This window comes from Oceanobacter antarcticus, from assembly GCF_044962685.1.
GTDB lineage: Bacteria > Pseudomonadota > Gammaproteobacteria > Pseudomonadales > Oceanobacteraceae > Oceanobacter > Oceanobacter antarcticus.
On sequence record NZ_JBBKTX010000003.1, the window covers coordinates 155407 to 175176 of the forward strand.

The 19770-nt window shown below is 50.7% G+C and carries 14 protein-coding genes; 3 read left to right on the plus strand and 11 right to left on the minus strand.

Annotation, left to right across the window (positions count from 1 at the left end):
- Positions 1 to 12: 12 nt before the first annotated feature.
- Positions 13 to 1254: a thiolase family protein gene (locus WG929_RS03640; protein ID WP_416204945.1), complete on the minus strand. Its 1242-nt coding sequence runs from the start codon at positions 1252 to 1254 to the stop codon at positions 13 to 15.
- Positions 1255 to 1880: 626 nt separating this feature from the next.
- Here WG929_RS03640 and WG929_RS03645 point away from each other — a divergent pair.
- Entirely contained in the window at positions 1881 to 4430 is a 2550-nt protein-coding gene (locus WG929_RS03645; RefSeq protein WP_416204946.1) for a helix-turn-helix transcriptional regulator, read from the plus strand.
- A gap of 50 nt (positions 4431 to 4480) precedes the next feature.
- On the opposite strand, the gene WG929_RS03650 is transcribed toward WG929_RS03645, so the two are convergent.
- The 10 genes from WG929_RS03650 to WG929_RS03695 all read right to left on the minus strand — a co-directional run bounded on the left by WG929_RS03650 (position 4481) and on the right by WG929_RS03695 (position 15553).
- Positions 4481 to 4645, minus strand: a complete 165-nt coding sequence (locus WG929_RS03650) for a hypothetical protein (RefSeq protein WP_416204947.1) — start codon at positions 4643 to 4645, stop codon at positions 4481 to 4483.
- Positions 4646 to 4853: 208 nt separating this feature from the next.
- Positions 4854 to 6500, minus strand: coding sequence for an electron transfer flavoprotein-ubiquinone oxidoreductase (locus WG929_RS03655; protein WP_416204948.1), 1647 nt, complete (start codon positions 6498 to 6500; stop codon positions 4854 to 4856).
- A 25-nt stretch (positions 6501 to 6525) separates the two neighbouring features.
- On the minus strand, positions 6526 to 7455 hold the full coding sequence (locus WG929_RS03660; protein ID WP_416204949.1) for an electron transfer flavoprotein subunit alpha/FixB family protein: 930 nt from the start codon (positions 7453 to 7455) through the stop codon (positions 6526 to 6528).
- Positions 7455 to 8204, minus strand: coding sequence for an electron transfer flavoprotein subunit beta/FixA family protein (locus tag WG929_RS03665; RefSeq protein WP_416204950.1), 750 nt, complete (start codon positions 8202 to 8204; stop codon positions 7455 to 7457). The genes WG929_RS03660 and WG929_RS03665 overlap by 1 nt, the downstream gene beginning before the upstream one ends.
- A gap of 224 nt (positions 8205 to 8428) precedes the next feature.
- On the minus strand, positions 8429 to 9310 hold the full coding sequence (locus WG929_RS03670; protein WP_416204951.1) for an SDR family oxidoreductase: 882 nt from the start codon (positions 9308 to 9310) through the stop codon (positions 8429 to 8431).
- Positions 9311 to 9602: 292 nt separating this feature from the next.
- Complete coding sequence (locus tag WG929_RS03675) at positions 9603 to 10640, minus strand: NADP-dependent oxidoreductase (protein ID WP_416204952.1); 1038 nt, start codon at positions 10638 to 10640, stop codon at positions 9603 to 9605.
- An 11-nt stretch (positions 10641 to 10651) separates the two neighbouring features.
- On the minus strand, positions 10652 to 12208 hold the full coding sequence (locus WG929_RS03680; RefSeq protein ID WP_416204953.1) for an AMP-binding protein: 1557 nt from the start codon (positions 12206 to 12208) through the stop codon (positions 10652 to 10654).
- Between the two features lie 20 nt (positions 12209 to 12228).
- Positions 12229 to 13068, minus strand: coding sequence for an enoyl-CoA hydratase/isomerase family protein (locus WG929_RS03685; protein WP_416204954.1), 840 nt, complete (start codon positions 13066 to 13068; stop codon positions 12229 to 12231).
- Positions 13069 to 13091: 23 nt separating this feature from the next.
- Complete coding sequence (locus WG929_RS03690; protein ID WP_416204955.1) at positions 13092 to 14225, minus strand: saccharopine dehydrogenase family protein; 1134 nt, start codon at positions 14223 to 14225, stop codon at positions 13092 to 13094.
- 47 nt (positions 14226 to 14272) lie between these two features.
- Positions 14273 to 15553: an acyl-CoA dehydrogenase family protein gene (locus tag WG929_RS03695; protein WP_416204956.1), complete on the minus strand. Its 1281-nt coding sequence runs from the start codon at positions 15551 to 15553 to the stop codon at positions 14273 to 14275.
- 778 nt (positions 15554 to 16331) lie between these two features.
- Here WG929_RS03695 and WG929_RS03700 point away from each other — a divergent pair.
- Both WG929_RS03700 and WG929_RS03705 read left to right on the plus strand, forming a co-directional pair.
- Positions 16332 to 18443, plus strand: a complete 2112-nt coding sequence (locus tag WG929_RS03700) for a 3-hydroxyacyl-CoA dehydrogenase NAD-binding domain-containing protein (protein WP_416204957.1) — start codon at positions 16332 to 16334, stop codon at positions 18441 to 18443.
- The gene (locus tag WG929_RS03705) at positions 18440 to 19618 is read left to right on the plus strand and encodes an acetyl-CoA C-acyltransferase (RefSeq protein ID WP_416204958.1); all 1179 of its coding nucleotides are present in this window, start codon (positions 18440 to 18442) and stop codon (positions 19616 to 19618) included. The genes WG929_RS03700 and WG929_RS03705 overlap by 4 nt, the downstream gene beginning before the upstream one ends.
- Positions 19619 to 19770 lie beyond the last annotated feature (152 nt).

Consider the following 19770-nt stretch of genomic DNA (forward strand, 5'->3'; position numbering starts at 1 on the left):
TTAGTATATTTTTTAACGGGTAAAAATATTTACCGTTACAACCGCTTCTTCATAACCAATCTGGCCACCGCCATTTTCCTGCAATGCCACTTTGGCTCCTTCGACTTGACGTCCTCCAGCTTCTCCTCGTAATTGGGTAACCAGCTCAAAAATCTGCCCTAGTCCTGTTGCACCAATCGGATGCCCCTTGGATTCAAGTCCACCTGATGGATTAACCGGAACTCGCCCTCCAACCGATAATTCACCGGCTTCCGCTGCCGCACCGCCACCACCCATTGGAGTCAGCCCCAGATATTCAACGGCCATTATTTCCCCCATTGCACTGGCATCATGTACTTCAGCAACAGAAACGTCTTCCGGGCCAATACCTGCCTGTTCATAAGCTGCTTGTGCCGCTCGGCGGCAAACAGCCTGCTCAAAGGCATCAGCTGCCCGATCAGTAGCCGTCGTAATTGATGTCGCAGCAACCCGAATAGCCCTGCTACGATCAACGCCGAGTTTCTTCAAACCGGCTTCCGAGCACACAATAACGGCCGCAGCGCCATCCGATAAAGGCGAGCACATGGGGATAGTTAACGGGTAAGTAATCGGAGCCGCAGCCAGCACCTCATCAATTGAAAACGGTTTGCGATATTGCGAAAAAGGATTGTGTACGGAGTGCATATGATTTTTGGATGAAACCGCTGCAATCTGTCTCTGGGTAGTGCCGAAATTCTTCATCCAGAAACGGCACATCGCAGCATAAATCGCCATAAACCGACTATAAGGGCGATCAGACTCACTGCCTTCAGGAACTTCAACACCCACACCCAAAGCCAGTAAACGTGCTTCACTTTCCTGTGCCGTCAACACATCCCACCCACCTTCGAACAGGGACAGTGCACGACGTTTGTCTTCTATGTTCATCTTCTCGGCACCAATGGCTAATGCCACGTCGCATTGACTGGCCTTGAGCGCTTGCACCGCCAACTGGAAAGCGCTGGTACCGGAACAACAGGCATTCTCAATATTCCAGGTCGGCACACCTGCAATACCTAACTTGCCCAGAAGAATTTCACCCGGCACAGCAGTTTGACCCTGCAATATCGCCTGAGTAACACCAGAATAGAATACTTGTCCAATATCGATCTTCGCAGCATTGGCATCCTTCAGAGCCATATCCAGAGCTTCCCTGGCTAACGACTCCAGAGATCTTTCAATATGGCGCCCGAACTGGGTCATACCAACGCCGACGATATATATAGAGTTGCTCATTTTTTTTATATTTCCATGTAACTTTTAAGAGCTGTACCGAGGTTCAGTGACCAAACGTAAATAAGCTGCAATACATCGACTGAAACAATCCCGATTACACTATCCGCTTCATGAAAATGACACCCCCCCATAGAAGAGTGGGCAGGGGGGTGGAAGACCTAAAAAACTGCTTTATACCAGTTTTTAAGTTGCTTCTAAGTTGCAGCACAGTATGTTAGGTTAGATATCAGAATGTTGCTGACATAGGTTAAAAACCACGCCCAGTAACTAATCAGATAGTAAAATAATAATAACGGCCAGCGTTTACCTGCAACGCATACCAGAATGCAGACATCTCGGAGAAAACGGTCTATACGTCGTTTGCAGTGTGATTCTGGTCAGGAGTGCCTGTCCGAAGACTGCGACCAGATGTCCTGAGCCTGGGGAATAAATTGCCCGGTTTTGCTCGACGCTGCCAAGCAACGAGATGTCAAATAGTGAAAACAAAGTCGGTTAGCACTGCCGCCACTCGCAAAACTGGAGTGGCAAAAAGTGGAACGAACTCAAACACCGCATTTTTGCTCAAATCGACCCCCCCACGAATCACGCGAGGATTCCTGGAACGTGATCGGCTGAAACTCGGTCGCATGCTCTTGACCGGCACAGCGGCCACTATCATTACGGCACCAACAGGTTTCGGTAAAACGTCACTGTTGAGCCAATGGCGGAGAGATGCACTGGCTCAAGGAAGCCTGACCTTCTGGTACAGTCTGGACAGCTATGACACTCCTCTGCGCCTGATAAAAGGCCTCTCTTACGCCGCTCACACTCAGTGTGGGAAACTCGGTTTTTCTGATGTGTTTTTGCAATGGCTTGATGCCTGCAACGACGCCGAGGAAGCAACAACCGCCTGGCTGGCCGAAATAGCAAAACTGTCAATAGAAGTGTTGCTACTCCTTGACGAGGCCGATCAGCTTCCCCATGCCTCCCGCAAACAGACCCTGACCCAACTGTTAAAAAATGCACCTGCCAATCTGCATCTTGTGTTTGCAGCACGGTCAGAAGGCACGCTGCTCCCCAACCCGGTACTCAGCACCTGTTATGCCACTCGTATCACAGTGTCGGATCTGCGTTTTTCGCTCACAGAAACACTCGCTATCCTATTCTCAGTTCAAGGCAACCACGACAATCCGGAATCTGGAGTCAAACTGCACGAGCTTACAGAAGGTTGGCCGCTGGGCGTTCAGCTGGTTGTTGCTGCCCTGCAACGTAATAGCGATCTGGATGGGTTGCTGGAGTCCGCAACCTCCGATATCCATCGCTATTTCGTCAATCATCTGATCGACCACCAGTCAGCTGAAACCGTTGAACTGCTAGCACGCCTGGCACAACTGGATGTTTTCCATCCGGCCATGTGTACCGATGTTCTGGGAAACGCAGCCTTCTCTCAAGACATTCTGCGGCTTCAGGAGGAGACCCCGTTCCTGGTGCAGGCAGAAGGAAGTGATTGGATGCGCCTACATGCAGCGGCACGAGAAGTCTTGCGCGAACGCTTGCTAAAGCTTCCTGCGAGCGTCAGACAAGCCATGGCCTTGCAAGCCAGTCTCTGGTATGCCCAGCACGATCTTTACGAAGAAGCAGCCGAACAATCATTTCTTGCAGGTGACATGGATAGTGCCATCGCTCTGATCAAAAGCCACAGCCAGCACATGACAGTCCAAGGCCGCAGTAACGTTATTCTGTCCTGGTATCAGCGTCTTTCCTTGGAAACCGTAAAACGTCACCCCAGTTTTTGGGTTCCATTAGCCTGGGCATTGGCCATGAGCGAGCGCCATGAAGAAGCAAAACCCTTGATTGAGCTGATTCTTTCCCTGCCAGATGCCTCTCTCTCAGAGCAGTTTGAAACAGATCTCATCTGTGCAACTGTTGCCGCATTTGCCGACCATGTTGATCTTCTGCAGGATCATATGAACAAATGGCCAGAACTTCCGCACGAAGTACAAATTAACTCCATTCCCATTCACTTGATCATCAAGGGTTGTTCCAGCCTCTATCATGGACAGCCCCACCAGGCACGACATGACTTTGCCAGAATTGCCGAAATTGACAGGACACAGGCCTTCTCACCGGTGTCCTATGGTCATGCAGATTTAGCCAATGGTTTAAGCCATATATGGGAAGGGCGTTATGCATTGGCAGTGCAATGTTTACGGCCTGCACTCGCACAGGCAGAAGAAAATATGGATAGACGCTCTCCTGTCGCCTCAATGATTGCAGCCGGGTTAGCTCTTGCTGCCTGGGAAAACGACCAACCCGATAATCTGGGAGCCATCCTGGCAGGACGTCTGATTGTACTGGAACGTAGCGGACTCCCTGACACACTAATCTCAGCCTATAAAGTTTTGGCCGGCCTTGCGGAACAAGAGAAACGTCAGGATCAGGCTCTCAACATACTGGAGTCCCTGCAGGCGATCGGAGAAACACGCAGACTACCCAGAGTAAGAGCAACCGCGTTACTGGAACTGGTAAAACTGCACTCGAAATACGGTCGGGCTGGCGCTGCACAGGCACTGAGTAATGAACTCGACTTGCTGATTCAGACTCATCAATCACAAATTGCAAAGCCATTTATTCCCTTAATGGCGCTGTATTCACAGCTGGCTCGCGCCTACTCTTCCCTTGCTGCCGATGACACCGATGCCGCGCTGGTAGCCGCCGAATCCGCAACACTACTGGCCTCCAAATTAAAACGTGGTGGAGAATCGGTAGAAGCCGGTTTCATTCGCGCCAAGGTTATGAAGCGTCAACACAAGGCCAACGCACGATCCGTATACGATGAAGTTGTTAGCCATGCAGTGTCTGGTGGTATGACGAGACTTATCCGCACCGCTGCTGATGAGGAATACAAAATGTTGCCTGCAACACAAATGGCATTGGTTGATCAGCCAACAAAAAATGACCTGTTATTCCAGCAAGACCCGATCGTTCTGGGAGCAGCTCTGCTGACTCAAAAAGAGCGGGAAATCCTCGCTCTACTAAACCGCAATTTCAGTAACAAGGAGATTGCACGAGCCATGGATATTGGCGAGCAAACGGTGAAATGGCACTTGAAAAACCTGTTCAGCAAGCTGGACGCCAGCAGCCGCAAACACGCCGTTGCACGCGCTCGTATGCTGGGCCTGATCAATACCGATTAACAGAGACCAGCGCCAAAAGGGGACATATTTAATCCGGTGCTCACTCTGGGCTACCGGAGGGTTTCGAAGCACGAAACCGACTTGCAGGCCTGACGGGTCACGTCAAACGTCGGCGACACAGAGTCGAAATCATCCGGCAGCCCCCGCAGGGCGCGGGTTGCCGCCGTCCAGTGCGGTGTTGACGAATGTGAAAAGGACGCGTCATTGCGCGGCATTCGCCGCCTTGCCCTGAACAACGGCAACACTCGCGCAGAGCCGGGCAGGATTAAATAGATATCCCCTATCAATTACTGTGGTCGAAATGACGGTGTTAAAAATCGACTCTAAATGCTTATTTATCACGCCTTTTTCGTTGATTTTTGCCTTGCCCTTTCATCACTCACTACAGTTTTAGATGCACTTAAAAGGTAATAATAAACCTCTTCACATATTGGGATAATTCGGTCCACCACTGCCTTCAGGAGTAACCCAAGTAATATTCTGGGCCGGATCCTTGATATCACAGGTTTTGCAGTGGATACAATTTTGCGCATTGATCTGAAATACCGGACTATTGGCCTCCTCAATAATTTCATACACGCCAGCCGGGCAAAAACGCTGCGCCGGTTCAGCATAAAGAGAGAAATTACTACCCAGAGGTATTGCCGGATCGGCCAGTTGCAAATGGCATGGCTGGTTTTCGGCATGATTGGTATTCGACAGAAATACTGACGACAGCTTGTCAAAACTCAAGCGGTTATCGGGTTTCGGATATTGGAGTTTTTCACATTCCACTGCCGGTTTCAGGCACGCATGATCCGGCTGTCGATCATGCAAGGTAATCGGAATTTTGCCCGCAAACAGATTCTGGTCGACCCAGTTAAAGGCACCACCGGCCAAAGTACCGAACTTGTGCAAGGCCGCACCAAAATTGCGTGAACGATACAATTCATCATACAACCAGGATGCCTTCAGCTTGCTGGTATAATCGACCAGCTCCCGAGTTTCAGATGGATTATTCAGCAAGACCTCAGCCATTGCCTCTGCCGCAATCATCCCCGACTTCATGGCGGTATGAGTGCCCTTGATCTTGCTGAAATTCAGCGTTCCGGCATTGCATCCAACCAGTACCCCACCCGGAAACACCATACCCGGCAAAGAGTTTAATCCCCCCTTGGTAATGGCACGGGCACCATAGGAAACACGCTTGCCACCTACCAGATATTGGGACAGAACCGGGTGATGTTTAAGGCGCTGGAATTCATCAAACGGACTGAGCCAAGGGTTGCGATAGTTCAGATCAACAATCAGCCCCACAACAGCCTGGTTATTTTCCAGGTGGTAGAGAAAAAAGCCGCCGGAGCTGTCGTAATCAAGAGGCCAGCCCGAGCCATGAATAACCAGACCCGGCTTCGACAATTCAGGATTGATATCCCACAGTTCTTTGAACCCAAGACCGTAATGCTGGTTATCCGCATTGGCATCCAGCTGAAACTGGTCGATCAGCTGCTTGCCCAGATGGCCACGGCAACCTTCGGCAAACACGGTATATTTGCCGTAAAGATCAATGCCTTCCGTAAAATTAGGGCCACGTTTGCCATCGGCATCAATCCCCATATCACCGGTCGCCACACCCTTGACACAGCCATCGTCATAAAACAGTACCTCGGCAGCTGTAAATCCGGGAAAAATCGATACTCCCAGCGCTTCGGCCTGTTCTCCCAGCCAGCGACACAGATTGCCCAGGCTGACAATATAATTGCCATCGTTGTGCATAGTTTTAGGCACCAGAAATCCGGGGATTTTTCGTGCTTCCTGAGCGCTGTTCAGCAGATATATTTCATCTTCAGTAACCGCCGTATTGAGAGGAGCACCCATTGCCTGCCAATCCGGAAACAGCTCATCCAGCGCACGGGTTTCAATAACCGCTCCAGACAGAATATGGGCGCCAACTTCCGAGCCTTTTTCGACCACGCAAACCGACAACTCCTTATCGGCGTTACTGGCCAGTTGCATCAAGCGGCAAGCAGTTGCCAGTCCGGCGGGACCAGAACCAACGATAACCACATCAAATTCAATCACGTCACGCATGCGTCACTCGCCTCTCAAACATCAATCAGAGTTTTTCTGCAAACTCAGGCAACACTTGGAACAGATCCCCCACCAGGCCGTAATCAGCCACTTGGAAAATAGGGGCTTCGGCATCCTTATTGATGGCCACAATCACTTTGGATTCTTTCATACCGGCCAAATGCTGAATGGCACCGGAAATCCCCACAGCGATATACAGCTCTGGTGCCACTATTTTTCCGGTCTGACCTACTTGTAGATCGTTACCGACAAAACCAGCATCAACGGCAGCACGGGAAGCACCAACAGCAGCACCCAGCTTGTCCGCCAGTGATTCTATCAGAGCAAAATTCTCAGCCGATCCAACACCACGACCACCGGATACAATAATGCGTGCAGTCGTCAGCTCCGGACGATCAGAGATAACTTTCTCTTCACTGACCAGTGTCGACAGCAGCGGCAGACCGTCAAAGGAAATGACATCAATCGGTGCGCTGTTTTCCTGCACTCCAACCTTCTCAAACGCCGAGCTGCGCACGGTGATAACCTTGAGTGCATCAAAGGATTGCACCGTTGCGATTGCGTTACCGGCATAAATCGGACGTTTGAAGGTGTCACTTCCTTCAATCGAGATAATTTCGGAAATCTGGGCAACATCCAGCAACGCTGCAGCACGCGGCATATAGTCCTTGCTGGTGGTATCGGCTGACGCCAGGATGTGGCTGTAACCGGAAGCCAGACCAACCACCAGACTGGCGACCGATTCGGCAATCAGAACCTGAAAAACAGGGTTATCAGCGACCAGTACACGGCATACACCGGAGAGCATTGAAGCCTGTGCTGCAACCCCGGCACAGCCGTGGCCTACCACCAGCACGGTGATGTTTGCGCCAATTTGGGCTGCAGCGGTCACCGCACTCAAGGTTGATGGATTCAGTTCATTATTGTCATGTGTGGCGATAACAAGCGTATTCATCAGATTACCTGTGCCTCATTCTTCAATTTATCAATCAGCGCATCAACGCTATCAACCGTAATACCAGCCTGACGTACATCCGGGGACTCCACTTGCAGCTGTCGGACATGCTGTTTCAGCTCAACACCGAGATCACTGGGCTGCACAACTTCCAATGGTTTCTTTTTCGCCTTCATAATGTCAGGCAGCTTGGCATAACGGGGTTCATTCAGACGCAGATCGGTGGTTACAATCGCTGGTAACTCAAGCGCCAGCGTTTGCAGACCGCCGTCGATCTCGCGTGTTACCAGAGCACGGCCAGCCTCCATTTTTACAACCGAAGCAAAGGTGGCTTGAGGCCGTCCAGTCAGCGCTGCCAGCATCTGGCCAGTCTGATTGTTATCCGCATCAATGGATTGTTTGCCCAGCAACACCAGACCTGGCTGCTCGCGCTCGACCAGTTTTGCCAGCAGTTTGGCAACATTCAGCGACTCCAGCCCTTCTTCAGTATCAATCTGGATCGCGCGGTCAGCACCCAATGCCAATGCCGTACGCAGTTGCTCCTGAACGGCTTTTGTGCCAACAGAAACAACTATTACTTCGCTGGCAACTCCATTTTCACGCAGGCGCACCGCCTCCTCAATCGCAATCTCGCAAAACGGATTCAATGACATTTTAACACTGGACAAATCGATATCACTGTTATCACTTTTGACGCGCACCTTGACGTTATAATCAACAACACGCTTTATACTTACGAGTACTTTCATAATCTCCTCACAGTCCAACCAGATTCAAACGTATATCACTGAGCACCGCAGCAACAGTGGGTACAGGTTTTACATGTAAATACCGAGTCAATATTTTGAGCCCAAAGCGCCAAAACCGGCAAACTATGCGGGCCGTTTTATCGAATAAAATCCTGCCCAAAAAAACAGAAAAAATATCAAAAACCAGCATGACCATGCTGACATCATCAATACAGAGAAAACAATCAGCTGCGGATACGATCAATCATTCCGGCCAGCCCCATCGCCCTGAAAATCAGGCGATCAAAAAAGCGATCCGGCAAATATCGGGCAACATACCAGATCGGATGCATGGGATAACGTGGGTGCGGCTTTTCTGCCTTCAATATTCGCAGAACCAGGGCATTAACCTTGTTTGCCGGAATTGCATTTTTTTCCTGTTCAGGAAGGGATTTATTGAATTGCTGCCACATTTCCTGATAGGGAGTGCGGGAATAATCCTGGTCATTCATTGATTGCCGAGACTTTTCAAAAAGACTGCTTTGAACAAATCCAGGCTCAATCGTTGAGACCTCGATACCATAAGGTATAAGTTCACGGCGAAATCCTTGACCAAGCGCTTCTACAGCATGTTTGGACGCTGAATAGGCACTCATAAAGGGCGCTGTCATCGTCCCGGAAACTGATCCAATATTGATAATACGACCAGGACGCTCAACCTTCTCGGCAGTCATACCGAGCAGTGGTAAAAAGGCGCGTGTTACGCGGATTACAGCAAAGAAGTTCACTTCCATCGTTTTACGAATTTCATCAAGCGGCTGAAAAACAATCGGGCCGCTTAGACTTATTCCAGCATTATTGATCAATGCAAACAGAGATTCACTGCCAAGATAATCACTCACTGTCGTCACTGCGGCTTCTACTGCAGAGGCATCACAGACATCCATGATTAATGGAACAAATTGATCTTGATATCGAGAAACCAGGTCGCTGGCATCGGCAGGTTTGCGAACACTGCCAAATACTCGAAATCCCGATTGCATCAGCCCTTCAGCAATGGACTTGCCAATGCCAGTGGAGACACCGGTAACCACAACGGAACCTTTCGTTTTATTATCATAATTCATAGGATCCCCGATTTTTTAAAATAAAAAATCCGTCAATATAAAAAAGCTCACAACAAAAATAAAAAAACTTTATTATATTGACGGCAAGTGCTGATTCAAACAAGGTACCACGCCATCAACCCCTGATATTAAAATTCAGTATCAGAATCTTTCAACCTCAAACACAGGATAGTCGAAAAAATCCGCTACCAGGAAAAACAGAATCTGGCAGAAACATTTGAATATTACTGCCTTGAAAGTGTTGCTTAGTGAAACGCTTACAAACAAGCATCCCAGAAGCAATCATTTATGGTCAGCTTGCATTCGCCACTTTCAGAATCAATTTGCCAGGTTGTTTTCCACTGAAAATGGTTGGTAATAATCCAGGCGCTTTTTCAAAGCCTTCATGAATATTTTCTTCCACATGCAGTTTTCCTTCTTCAACCCAAGCGGCCAATTGTGCAGCGGCCGCCGGTATTTCATCTTTATAAAAGAACAGATGCATGCCCCTGACTGTCAATTTATGCGTGCAGATTCTCATATAATTGCTTGGCCCTTGCAGCTTGACATCGGTATAACCCGACGACATGGCACCACAAATCAGCACCCGGCCTTCGGGAGCCATATGCAACAGCAGGGTATCCAGCATATCGCCGCCGACATTATCAAAATAGGCATTCACACCTTGCGGACACAGTTCCTGCAGTCGCTCGCCAATATCCTCATTCTTGTAGTCAATCGCCGCGTCATAACCGGCATTATCAACAATCCACTGGCATTTGTCGGCACCACCGGCGATACCAATCACTTTTTGGGCTCCCAATGCTCGTGCAATGGCACCCGCCAGAGAACCGGTTGCCCCGGTTGCTGCCGAGATCACAACAGTGTCACCCGGCTGAACACGCAGGCCATCCACAACACCAAAATATGCGGTTAGCCCACCAACCCCGAAAATTCCCAGATTCCACGACAGTGGAAAATTTGCTTTCGGTAGTTTCCTCAATGGCATTGGGCCATCGTTACGGACAATCAGGTAATCCTGCCAGCTCATAAAACCTTCAACCAGATCACCTGTCGCATAGTCAGGATCACAGGATTCGATCACCTGACCAATGCCCACCGCCCGCATCGACTCTCCAATCTGAATCGATGGCATATAGCCACCATCTTCGGTGAGCCAGATACGTTGACTGGCGTCATAGCCAAAATACAGACTGCGCACCAATACATCACCGTCGCCTGGTACTGGTAGCTCACCTTTGTTGAAGATAAAATCCGTCGGTTTTACTGCGCCTTCTGGACGTTTCGCCAGAATCCACTGACGATTAATCAATGCTTGTGTAGAGGCCATGGAATACTCCTTTAGATACGACGTTCGGCAGTGCGCCAGTAGGCTTCACGAATCTCTTTCTTCAACACTTTGCCAACCGCACTGCGTGGCAACAGATCGATAAAATCAACGGTTTTCGGTGCCTTGACCGATCCCAGCTCGGCCTTGCACAGGGCAATCAGCTCTTCAGCAGATACTGCTCCACCGGGTTTGAGTTCAATCACAGCTTTGACTGCTTCACCCCAATTATCGTCTGGCACTCCAATCACGGCACAATCCAGAACCGCAGGATGTGTCCATAACACCTGTTCAACTTCACTCGGATAGACGTTAAAGCCGCCGCTGATAATCACATCACGCTTGCGGTCAGTGATATGAAGAAACCCTTCCGCATCCAGATGCCCAACGTCTCCGGTATGCAACCACCCGTCGATGATGGTTTCCGCTGTCACCTCCGGCTTGTTGTAATATCCTTTCATGACGATATCGCCGCGCACACAAATCTGGCCACTTTGACCCTGCTCCAGAGGACGACCTTCATCATCCAAGATGGCCAAGGCGTTCAGTACAGAGGGCCGGCCGCACGCGCGCAGACGCTCATCCGAGGCCACTTCACCATTAACAAAATGATCACCGGGGCGCAAAGAGGCGATAGCACCGGGCGCCTCAGTCTGTCCGTAGCCTTGCAGCATCACTGGGCCAAACACTGACAGCGCTTGCTTGAGCTTTTCCACAGACATCGGGGCTGCGCCATACATAAAATAACGTAATGACGAAAAGTCTCGTTCGCGGATGTTGGGTATTTCCAGCAGACGGTAAATCACGGTAGGTGGCAGGAAAAATTCCGTCACCTTGTGGCGCTCAATGGTCTCCAGCAAGACCGCTGGATCTGGCTTGGCCAGCACAACCACTGTACCGCCGCGGGCTGACGCTGGCAGAGACAAGAATCCTGCCGTATGTGTCATGGGTGCTGCCGCCAGGTTGACGATCGGTTCCTGCGCCTCGTACTGGTTATTCATAATAGAGAATGCAATTGAAACACCCAGGTTGCGATGACTCAGCATCACCCCCTTGGGAATACCGGTGGTGCCACCAGTCGGCATTACCGCTGCCAGATCTTCAGGATCAACCGTCACTGCTGGCGGTGTTCGTGGCTGATCGGCAATCCACGCTGGTAGCGATACCGCACCGTCCACCGCACCATCCAGGCAAATCAGATGCTGTAACTGCGGGCAATGCGCCTGTAGCTGCGCCACCAGTGGTGAAAAAACGTCCTGAAAAAACAGTACTTCAACATCAAAACCCTGCAGTAATTGCTGATGATCTTGCAAGCTACTGCGCGGATTCAGAGGCACCCAGGCTAAACCTGCACGCCATAAGCCCAACACACACATCCAAGACTCTGGATGGTTGGCAGACAACACGGCCGCTCTGGTTTCCTTGGGCAAGCCCAAGCCGGCCAGGGCCTGTGCTACCTGACAACTGATTCCATAAGCATCATCGAAACTCCAGTGTTGTTCATCCAGAACAAAGGCTGTCGCTTGCTTGTTTATGCTGTGCCCACGATCAAAAAAGTCAGTAATAGCCATATATTCACCTCATCAAGCCGTTAAATTTGGCTATTCAAGCCAGCCAGAGTCGCGGGCAAATTCAGTTCCTGTTCGCGTGTTAAAGGCATGTTCAATGCCGCTGCGACGCAGGCCTGCATTTCAGCGCTGTCCATACCTTTACGCATACCGTCGTTTTCTGCCCCCAACCCTGCAAATACCGGTTCAACCATCGGTGCGTAAACCGTCTGCAAAACGGCCTTGTGCATGGCAATAACACTTGTGGAACGCGCTAACAGCAGATTCACCAGGTCATCCAGATAGGCATCCAACTCGGCGGCAGGCAGTGCGCGATTGAGTAGCCCATAACGTTCAGCTTCTTCACCATTAAAATCACGGGAACTGAGCAGGAATTCCAGAGCCCGCGCTGGGCCTGCTGCCAATGCCGTCAACGTTGCACCACCACCAGCTGCCAGGAAACCACTACTGGCTTCCGGGAAACAAAAACGAGAGTCAAGCGTTGCGAAGCGCATATCCAGCGCCAGAATAAACTCCAGGCCACCACCACGGCAGCAACCATTCACTTCGGCAATGGTGATCTGTGGCAGCGCTTTCCATGACAATCCCAATGACTGCAAGGCATTGATATCGGCATACTTGCTGGCCTTGGATGGATCGCTATTGGCCTTTACCATGTCTTCGATATCAAAATGGGCAATAAAAAAGTCTGGATCAGCACTATCAAACAGCACCACTTTGACACTCGGATCCGAATGCAAACGCCCGGCAAGCTGAAACAGCTCTTCGACCATATTCAGGCTCATCAAATTGATTGGCGGATTTTCGAGTGTAACTCGCAGGAGCGCGCCTTCCTGATTCAGGGAAAATGTTGAGAAATTCACAATGATTACCTCTGTAAACGGGATTAGAAGGATGTACCTGGATCAACGATCCGTTCGACCTTGATCGAGGCATATCCCCAGCTCTGTAATGCACCCATCAATTCACGATGCCCAAAGACTTCGCTGGGTGAGCGCAACCCGGTTACACGCGGCGTTTCATGGATCAATCGTCGTGCGCCATATGCCTGCATCAGTCCAGTTGTCAAATACCCACCTGTAGAAAACATCGTACTTTTCACAGCAACGTTATTACCGCTTGCCAGACAGGTATCAATGGAACGATGAACGGTACGAGATTCACGCGGAGGTGAACTTGGCGTTACATCTTTGGCCAACTGATCCAGCACCGGAATAAGATGTTCTTCCGGCAACCATTGCAGCTGCACTTTATAGGCACGCTCTATTTCCAGTTCTTTCTTGTAAAGTTCCTGGTTCCAGATCGCCACATCCATCTTGCAGTTAATGACACGACCGTCTTTTCTGAACCACAGAGGATTGGATGATCCGCCCCAATTGGATGTCACCAAGACTTCGCCAGACGGCGTACAGACCAAGCCATTTTCAATGCCCTTGTACTGAACCAGCTGGTTGTCCTTGAGGAAATAGGACGGATGACGAATGGCATCCAGAATCGTTTGTGCTGACGCCACAGTTGGTACTGCGTTGCCAATCCCATGCATACGCAGTGAATCGACCCCCGGTGTTTCCAGACAATAACGAGCACCAATCTCACTCAGACCATACATATAGGCAGTAGAAGGCACCATCACCAGACCGGCTTTTTCAAACTCTTTATCGAAGTGTTCATCCAATTGAAGAATGGCCGACTGCTCACCAGTTGTATCCAGATAATGAACACCGGCACGCAAGCAGGCTTCTGCCACTTCCAGGTTATAACGCATGAAAGGACCAACCGTATTACAAATAACCTTGCAGCCGGTTAACAACCGGGTAAGATCTTCAACAGTATGGTCAACCTCAACTATTTTATAAACAGCATTTTCAATACCGGGCACCAGACGCAAAGACTCCTCAATACGTTTGGCATTACGCCCGGCAGCAATAAAAGGAACAGCGAGATCACGCAAGTGTTCCATAATCAGGCGACCGGTATAACCACTGGCCCCATAGACGACAACGGGATATTCAGAATTCAAGGTATTTTCCTCTTTTTATTATCGTATTAAATGCAGAACCCGGGAAATCAGGCGTTACCCCAGCCTTCTTGCTGGTAAAGACAGCTTAACAAATGACCATAATGCATTTGTAGAATGCTATTTTCACCATCCTCAATTTGCATTGCACGGGCATCACGCATCAACTTTTCAATCGGATATTCACGAGTAAGACCATTGCCACCAAAAAGCTGCAGTGATTCATTTACAACGATGAACATTTCGCTGCAGGTAAATGCCTTGCCAGACGCCGTAAAATAAGGATGAGGGCGCGGTGAACATTTGGTGTAGTTGGCAACATGTCGAGCCATGGCTCGAATAGCCTCAACCTTGGTGCCGATACCACCGATGCGATATTGCGTCAGCTGATGCGATGCCAGAACAGTACCACCCTGCTTACGCTCGTGAATATAAGCCAGAGCCAGTTCAAAAGCAGCACGGGCCAAACCGGAAGCAATATGGCTCATTGCGGTACCAGCTTGCGCCCAGGCATAGGCATGTTTCAGATCATAGTCATCACGTGTTGCCACCGCAAAACGGGCTGGCACGCGGACATTATCAAAATATATTTCACCTTGAGGCAGCGAACGCTTGCCCAGCTTCTCCAGTGGCTTGCCACGAGAAACACCCTGAATATCCAGAGGAACAATCACATTACAGCCGTAGGTGTTGCCATTTTCATCGTAAAAACCACTGCCGTAGTCGGCAACGACATCCACCAGTGCAACCTGGGCGACCGGCCCATTGGAGACCCAGGCCGAGGTTTGGCCGTTAATAATGATCTCGTCACCACGGAAGGTAGCTTGCAAATTTCCCTTGTTACCCCGAGAGCCAGGATGACGCTCTTCAGGGTAGAGAATAAGACCATCAGATCCCCGATCCGGTTGGGTTGCACACCAGCAACCGAGCTTGCCTTCACACAGGTCGATTAGCTCCTGATTACCACTGGCACGGGCCATTTCCAGTGGCAGCCCACCTGCACCGGTTGACACTGCCAGACCAGCATCACCCCAGGCCAGTTCTTCAATGATGATGCCTTCCATGCGCGCAGCTTCTGCTGACGACATTCCTGCCATCGCTTCCGGACCCAGGCCCAACTTCATCATTTCAGCGTGGAAGATCCAGAAAGGTGAACCTGGTAAATAGGCTGCTTCTGCAGGCATGCTGTCGATTTCACGACCAAGAGGACGCATCACATCACGGGCAAAGCGATGCAGGACTTCCTGAATGCCTTTCTCTTCTTCGGTAAGATTGATATCAAATCCGGACAACCCGACAACGGGCAGTGGAACCTGGACGTGAATACTCATGTGCGCTTCCTCTTATTTTTATCTGATTGCCACTCATGCAAGGCTGACAGGCAAACATACAGAGATACTGCCAGCCAACCTTTTCCACCGTAGCCCCCCGAAATATCGAGAGCATTCTTTTGGACAAATGACCAAATAGGGGCTGTCATTCCAGACCAGCGTGGACAGATTAAACGGCACTCACATCAAAGCCCCCCCCACGAAAGAGGGGGCACCCTTCGGAATATCAATATAATGATCATAGAATCAATCAAAGCCAGAGTTTATTATTTAAGATGTAAATTAAAATAAAGCAATAAAATCCTCTCTCAGAACTTAAAAATAAGTATAAAAATTAATTCCAGTACCTTTAAATTAAACGTAGGATTCTCCAGTATTATGGATATATAAATAAGATATAAGATTCCTTGGGCTGAATAATTACCACCCAAAAGCACAGTAATGGTTTGAAGCGGAAGAGAAAATCTACGAACAGAGCAAGCGATAAATATAAAAGGCAAGGAAAGATTAATAAAAAATAAGCTTATTAATAAAAAATGAGCATTCCAGTTGACTTTTGGCACAGTAGTTTCGAGCAGTCAAAGCACCATCCATTTAATCCGGTACCCACTCGGGGCCTCTGAATGGCAGTAAAACTCGTACCACTCACAAAGAGGGGGTCATAGACACACCTCACAAATTAGACTCGGTTAAAGTTACATATTGCGATTGAATTAACCACACCAGGGTGAAAACGTAATTGACTGAAATAACTCACAGACCATAAGGACAATAAAATATGAGTTTGTATCAAGTAACAGACGGCGTAGCAGTTATTACACTGGATCGGCCGCCGCTGAACACGCTAGGGTTACCACTCCGTCGCCATCTGGATAATGCCCTGTTTGCAGCTCAGTCAGACAGCCAAGTCAATGCCATTGTGCTGAAAGGCGCTGGCCGGGGTTTCAGTGCCGGTGGTGATATTACCGAGTTTGACCAACCTGATAATGATCAGGAACCGTCTCCCCGCGCACTCCACGACCACATTGAAGCCAGTCACAAACCGGTTGTTGCTGCCCTGCACGGCATGGCACTGGGTGGCGGACTGGAACTGGCACTGGCCTGTCACGCTCGGGTGGCCCACTGTGCAACCCAGGTTGGCCTGCCCGAAGTACACCTTGGCCTGGTTCCCGGTGCCGGTGGCACCCAGCGCTTGCCGCGCCTGACGGGCCCGGAAAAAGCCCTCAATATGATCCTAAGCGGTCGTACCTTCCGTGCCGACACCCTGGCAGGGAGTGGTCTGTTTGACGCAGTCACAACGGACGACGTCGAAGCACAAGCGATCACGCTCGCCGCCACTCTGGCTACAGCCGGCACTATTTCCCGTACCGGCAAACGGCCGTGCAATATGGACAATGCCCAGGCTTTTTTTGCCTATACACGCAGCACTCTGCGACTGCAACCCGGCGCATCAACTGCACCACTGGACTGTGTTGACTGTGTCGAGGCAGCCACCCTGAAATCCTTTCACAGGGGTCAGGAACAGGAATCCAATACCTTCCGCAACTTGCGCAACAGCCCTCAATTTGAAGGGTTGCGCCATGTTTTCCTGGCCGAACGCAAGGCGTTGACCCCACCCGGCAAAGCACAACAGGTCAAGCCCCTGCCGCTGAACACAACGGCCGTTATTGGTGGTGGCACCATGGGTACCGGCATTGCCATGGCCATGGCCAACGCCGGTATTCCAGTGGTATTGGTTGAACGCGATGACACCGCTCTGGCACGGGCACTGACCACCATTCGTGATCACTACGAAGGCTCTGCCAAACGTGGCAAGTTGAGTGCAGAAAAAGCCGCAGCCAACACCGCCCTGATTTCCGGCGCAACCGATTACAGCGCTGTCTCTGACTGTGACCTGATTATCGAGGCTGTTTTTGAAGACATAGCAGTCAAGTGCCAGGTGTTCGAACGCCTGGATGCCATCGCCAAACCCGAAGCGATTCTCGCCACCAACACCTCCATGCTAGACGTCAACCGGATTGCCCAATTCACCAGGCGTCCGCAAAGCGTTGTCGGCCTGCACTTCTTCAGCCCCGCACACATTATGAAATTGCTGGAAATTGTTCAGGGCGACCTCACCTCTGCGAAAGTCATGGCAACCGTACTGACACTGGGCAAGAAGATAGGCAAAACCTCCGTGGTTTCCGGCGTTTGTGAGGGGTTTATTGGCAACCGCATGCTGCAACCCTACCTGATGCAGGCCGGTATGCTGCTGGATGAAGGTGCTCTGCCTCAACAAATTGACAGCGCTATGGAAAAATGGGGGATGGCCATGGGTCCTTTCCGCATGTGTGATATGGCAGGCAACGACTTGGGTGGCAAAATCCGTGAGCAACACCTCTCCAATCATCCTCAGCTGGTGTATTCGCGCTGTTTTATTGAAGTCGAGGCCATGGGGCGTTTTGGCCAGAAAGTTGGCCGTGGCTGGTACGACTATATCCCTGGTCAACGCGCTCCGGTGCCCAGTGAAGAAGTCAACTCAGCCGTTATTGCTGAATCAGCACGACTGGGATTACAACGCCGTTTTATCAGCGATGAAGAAATTGTCGGACGCCTGTCACTGGCTCTGGTCAATGAGGGTGCCCGTATTCTGGAAGAAGGTATCGCTCAGCGGGCTTCCGATATTGATGTGGTTTATACCGCCGGTTACGGCTTCCCGACCTGGCGCGGTGGCCCTATGTTCCAGGCACAACAGCGTGGCCTGGTTGATGTATTAACCACTATGAGCCGTTTTGCCAACGGCCCCACCTATCAGAAAGCTGATGATTTCTGGAGTCCGGCCCCGCTATTAAGCCGTCTTGCGGCTAGTGGAGAGTCCCTTTTTAACGTTCAAGCACCGGAGGCTGTATGACTGACGCCGTTATTGTATCCACTGCCCGTACCGGGCTGGCCAAATCATTTCGCGGCAGTTTCAACATGACTCATCCGGTGACTCTGGGTGCTCACGTTGTTGACCATGCGATCCAGCGCGCCGGGATTGAGCATAAAGACGTTGAAGATGTAATTTTCGGCAGCTCCTTTCTCGAAGGTCCGGCAGGCATGAATATGGCTCGCCTGATTGCCCTGCGAGCCGGCTGTCCGGTCACCACCGCCGGCTTGACCATCAACCGCTTCTGCTCTACCGGACTGCAATCCATTGCCATGGCAGCACAACGTATTGTCGCCGGAGAAGGCGATGTCTACGTTGCCGGAGGTGTTGAATCCATCACATTGGTGCAATCGCACACCAATACCTTCAACCAAGAAGAACCTTGGCTGTCCGAACATCAGCCTGCGGTTTACTGGGGTATGCTCGACACCGCAGAAGTGGTCGCCAAGCGTTACGGCATCAGCCGTGAACGTCAGGATGAATACGGTGCCCGCAGTCAGCAACTGGCCACTCAGGCACAGATCGATGGCCGTTTTGACAAAGAAATCGTACCAATCACAACCACCATGGCCGTCAGTTTGCCCGATGGTCAGGTCGCGACCCGTACCGTCACTGTCGATCGTGACGAAGGCATTCGTCCCGGTACAACTCTGGAAACCGTCGCCAGCATTCGCACGGTCAAACCCAGCGGCACGGTTACCGCCGGGAATGCCAGCCAACTTTCCGATGGTGCCTCAGCTTGTGTGGTGATGAACAGCGATCTGGCAAAAAGCAAGGGTCTGAAGCCAATGGGGATTTATCGTGGCTTCCAGGTCAGTGGCTGTGAGCCGGATGAAATGGGCATTGGCCCGGTGTTCGCCATTCCGAAACTGCTCGCCAAAGCAGGTTTGACGGTTGACGACATTGGTCTGTGGGAGCTCAACGAAGCTTTTGCCGTACAGGTACTGTACTGCCAGGAACGTCTGGGGATTCCGGCTGATCGTCTGAACGTCAACGGTGGTGCCATTGCCGTTGGCCACCCCTATGGGGTGACGGGTTCACGGCTGGTTGGCCATGCCCTGATCGAAGGACGTCGTCGTGGCGTCCGCTACGTCGTAGTCACCATGTGTATTGGTGGTGGCATGGGAGCTGCGGGTTTATTCGAGGTACTCCTTTAGCGAACACTCTGACCTCCGATCAGCAGAGCTTCGGCACCCTGTTGATTGGAGATCTGTATGGCTTCCCGGATATATAACATTTCAAGGCGTCTAAAATAAAACCGGAACCTTGTACTCAACAACACTCAATAATCAGGGAGCGTTCTCAATTA